Annotated in this window: 3 protein-coding genes; all 3 read right to left on the bottom strand. The window is 63.8% G+C overall.

All coding sequences use genetic code 11. The features are described from left to right. Nucleotides 1-134: 134 nt before the first annotated feature. Nucleotides 135-2,105, bottom strand: a complete 1,971-nt coding sequence (locus tag O0882_RS28950) for a hypothetical protein (RefSeq protein ID WP_289953445.1) — start codon at nt 2,103-2,105, stop codon at nt 135-137. Beyond that, the gene (locus O0882_RS28945) at nt 2,102-3,571 is read right to left on the bottom strand and encodes a hypothetical protein (RefSeq protein ID WP_289953444.1); all 1,470 of its coding nucleotides are present in this window, start codon (nt 3,569-3,571) and stop codon (nt 2,102-2,104) included. Before O0882_RS28945 ends, O0882_RS28950 begins: the two co-directional genes overlap by 4 nt. After that, a partial coding sequence (locus O0882_RS28940; protein WP_289953443.1) for a hypothetical protein occupies nt 3,568-4,138 on the bottom strand: 571 nt, incomplete at its 5' end. The genes O0882_RS28945 and O0882_RS28940, both read right to left, overlap by 4 nt.

Below are 4,138 nucleotides of genomic sequence, written 5' to 3'. Positions count from 1 at the left end.
AATCCCTGCGCCTGGAAACGTAATCGTCCAGCCCTCAAGCGGAATTGAAAAAATGCCCATGCAGACACCGCCGGCCGCCAACCACGAATCGAACACGACCACGCCAGCACGCCGAATTTTTAAACCGCTGGCCATCAGAGATACTCCCCCAGCTCGATGTACGGCTGTCCATGCACGCCGTCATAAAAGTACAGGCCGGTGCCAGTCAAGTCATAGCCGGCTGCACTGCCTTCTGTGAGCCGCGCTGGGCTGCGAATCAGGGCAAAAGAACCCCTGGCCCCAGAAAGAGTGCCAGAAAACGTTGCAATTCCCTGCAAGCTTGTGAATTGCGGCGTGCGGATATCTCCATCCGTGTCAAACCGAGCGTATTTTCCGAGGTCGTAATTTCCCATCAGCAGGCCACTCTGGCTCAGATGAAACCCATTGCCGCCATTTGAGGGCCAGCCGTACGTGCCTGTCGGATATCCCGCGCCGCCGTGAATGGTCGCGCTGTAAATATCGCCGGCAGTAACTTTGCCGAGATCGGCAGTGATGGACGACAGCTTATCCACTGCCAGCGCCTTCGCTGCCACGGTGCCGGGGACCAGCAAATTGCCATTCAAGACGGTGTCGGCAGCCAGCCACTCGCCATTTACATAGAACTTCGTTACCGCATGCGTGGCGTCGTACAGCGTCACAATGTCGCGGTTGATCGGCGCACCGTAGCCGGCATGGCCCAACTCATACACGGCCGAGGCATCCGACCAGGCGGAATAGCCGGGCGCCGTCACCGTCACGGTGCCGCGCTGGCCGGATGGCCCTGCCACGCCCTGGCCGCCGCGAAACTTCGACCAGGCGTAGTCCGCCTTGTTGGTGCTGGGGGCGGCACTGGGCTTGTTGACGGCCAGGCCCAGGTACAGGGTGCTGTCGCGCGGCGTGTCGTACAGGCCCGTGCCGTCTGCATTGTCCGCATACTTGATCCAGGTGTAGGTCGTCTTGCCGTCCGCTCCGGCATCACCCTTCGCCCCGTCGCCGCCCTTGATCAGAGACCAAGCATAATCTGCCGGGTTGTCACTCTCGACCAATGTGGCCTTGTTATAGGCCAGGCCGATGTAAGTCATGCCCACGGGCGAATCGGAGAATCCACCGCCTGCAGCGGTATTGCCATACTTCACCCAGGTGTAGGTCGTCACGCCATCGGCAGCCAGGCGCGCAGCGGCCGCCCATTCGCCAGGGGCGATATCGTCGGTGGCGCCGCGCGAGGCGGCCGTGGCGCCCGAGGTGAACAGGTATGCACCGCCCGCCGTCGGCACCTGCGTCGACCAGCCGTTGCTCAAGCCGGCGAGCGCGCCCGTGGCAAAGGTGAACGTGCATGCCGCGCTCGGTAGCGCCGGCGCAGTATTGGTAGCGCCACGCTGGTAGATGCGCACGGGCGCCACATTCAAGCCATCCGTGCCGTTTTGGCCGGCGCTGCCATTGGCGCCGGCAGCGCCATCTTTGGCCAGCTGCACGGCCCCCGCCCACTCATTCGCGACAATATTGTCCGTGGCATTGCGCGAGCTGGCGGCGGCCACGCGCACGTACAAGGGAGCCGAACCAGCCGGGATATTCTTCGACCAGCCATTGGCCAGGTCGTTGCCTGCCGGCGTGGTGATGCTTGCCGTGGCAAAAGTGAAGATCACGTCACCCGGCGAATCACCAGGTGCCGCAGCCGCGCGCTTGTAGGCGAAGGCCTGGCCCGTGTTCAAGCCGGCCAGGCCGGTATCGCCAGCGACGCCATCGAAGACCTTGCTGATCATGTAGTTGCCGACGTAATCGACGCCAAATTCGCGGATACGCGCCTGCACCAGGGCCGTATCCGTGGTCATGCTGGCAAAGTCGACCGTGGCCACGTTGCCGTTGACGGTCAACTGCGTGCCGGCAGACACAGAAAACACGATATCGCCCACCACGTTCACCGGCTTGGCGGTAATCGCAATCGAGCCGGGCGCGCCGGCGCCGGCGCTGTTCACGCGAAACACAGGCGTGCTGCCAGCCAGCAGGATCGCCTTGCCGTCCGCCGTCGTGCTGAAGCGCTGCGCCGTGGCCTGCAGCAGCTTATCGCGCGCGCCACCGATGGCCGTCATACCAACACCCCCACCGTCACGCGCCCGGCCAGCCATTGGTGCGACAGCAGCACCACCACACCAGGCACGCCGTCCTGCAGGCCGAAGCGGTCATCGCGCAGCACCACGGGCTGCCCCAGTTCCAGCATCATCATCTCAGGCTCTCCATCAAATTCGTAAATCGTGCGCTGCACCTTGTTCAGGGCCAGGCGCCGGGCCGCTTCCGCTTGCGCGTCCGCGTTGGTCTTGAGGCAGGTTTCGATTTGCGGCGGGTCATCCGTCAACCGGTAGCGCGCCTTCACAGCGCCATCGACAGCGGTTTCTGTTAGCCATTCCGTCGCGTACAGGTCGGCATGCGCTGGCGGGATGCTGGTGGTCAGGCTGGCCTGCACCGTGTAATTCCGGTCGAAGGCGATCTTGACGGCCGCCACCACCGGCAGGCGCTGTACCGGGCGCAAGGAATCGAGTTTCATGTGTTCGGGGCCAATCTGCACCGGCACGCCAGCGGCAGGCAGCGCGATCTGCACCAGGCGCAGCTGGCCAGTGCGCGACATCAGCGCCTGGGCGCCCACGCTGGCCGCCAGTTGCTGGATGGCTTGCGCCTGGTTCGTCCGGTCCGCAACGTACAGGCCCACCAGTTGCGGGTGGGCCGCATCGAAGGCGGCCAGATTGGCCAGGTCCAGGTCGGCCAGGGTAAAACGGTCGGCCGCCTTGCCGTAGGCGGTGGCGATGCGCTGCACCAGCGGCGCGATGCGCGGCGCATAGCCGCCGCCCTTGTCGCCCTGCACGCTGGCCGTGATCGTGGTGGAAAACGGGTCAGTCGTCAGGTTGAAGCGGCCCGCCTGGTCATTCAAGGCCACGGCAATCGGCTTGCCGTTGGTGCGCACTTCGAACGTCGATTCCACCACGCCGAGAAAACCGTACTCCAGGGTGGCCGGATTGGTCAGCAATGGCGTCACGTTGTGGCATTCACCGAATGGGATCGGCAAGGTAGCATCCTTGTTTGGCGAAGTGCCGCCCAGCTTCGCTTCGGCAATCGGCGTGTCCAGGCGCTGCAGCTTGTCGCGTAACGACAGGTTGATCGATTCGCGCGCAGAACTGCCGATATCGGCGACGATGCCGTCAAAGATCAGGCGAAAGTCGCTGCGCGGCCAGGCCGGATCGCCTGACCAGGCCTTGATGGGCCGGTTGCGCCAGACGTCGCCGAGCCAGCCATCGAGCGCACCATCGCCGTTATCGAGCTCAATATCGCCGCCCGACAGGCCTGCCTCGCCGGTCAAGCTGACCTGTTCCGTGAAGGCCAGACCGCCGGTGGCCAGCGGCAGATACTCGGTATTGGCCGGCACATCCGCCGGGCCGGTGACGTACGGCCGGGAGGCGATATACCGCGTCACCTCCTGGCCGACCACGTTCACCTGGGCCTCGATCAGCACCATGCGGATGGCGGAAGGGCTTTGCAGCCATTCTAAAAATTGCTCATTGGTCATGCTGAATACTCCACTTTTCTATTCCATACAGCGGATTTAGATGCTTTATCGACACCAGCCACTACAGTCTTGGCGGCCTTGTCGTTCGATTCGACGGTGGCCTGGATGGTGGCGCCGGTTTGCTTGGCCTGATCGGCGCGCAAGCCCTTGATCTCGACTGTTTGGGCATCCAGCCTGGCGTTCAGGGCGCGGATTTCAGCGACCAATGCGTCGGAACCAACATTCGAGCCAGCCGAATAGCGCATGGCGTCAAACACTACGGGGGCCGGGGTGCTAGAAAAAGCGACTGGCGCAGCAACGGCTGGCGCATTGGTAAATTTCACTCCCAGCCCAGTGGCCGTGCCCATCGCCGCATGCAGGTTGGCGATGGCTTGCGCCACCGTCAGCACGCTGTCGTTGATGGTGATCAGGCCCGACACCTGGGCCTTGAGGGCATCCAGGCTGGCCTGCTGCACGTCGACCTGGGCCGAGGCCCATTTCAACGCCTCGTCGTTGGCCGCCACCACACGGGCGTAATCTGCCGCGTAGCGGGCGTCCGAGGCGTTGACCACCTGGGAGGCAGTCAGG

The organism is Janthinobacterium sp. SUN073 (assembly GCF_030397665.1).
In the GTDB taxonomy this organism is placed as follows: domain Bacteria; phylum Pseudomonadota; class Gammaproteobacteria; order Burkholderiales; family Burkholderiaceae_D; genus Janthinobacterium.
Note: the sequence above shows the minus strand (reverse complement) of the source record. Positions and strands in the feature narration are given on the sequence as shown.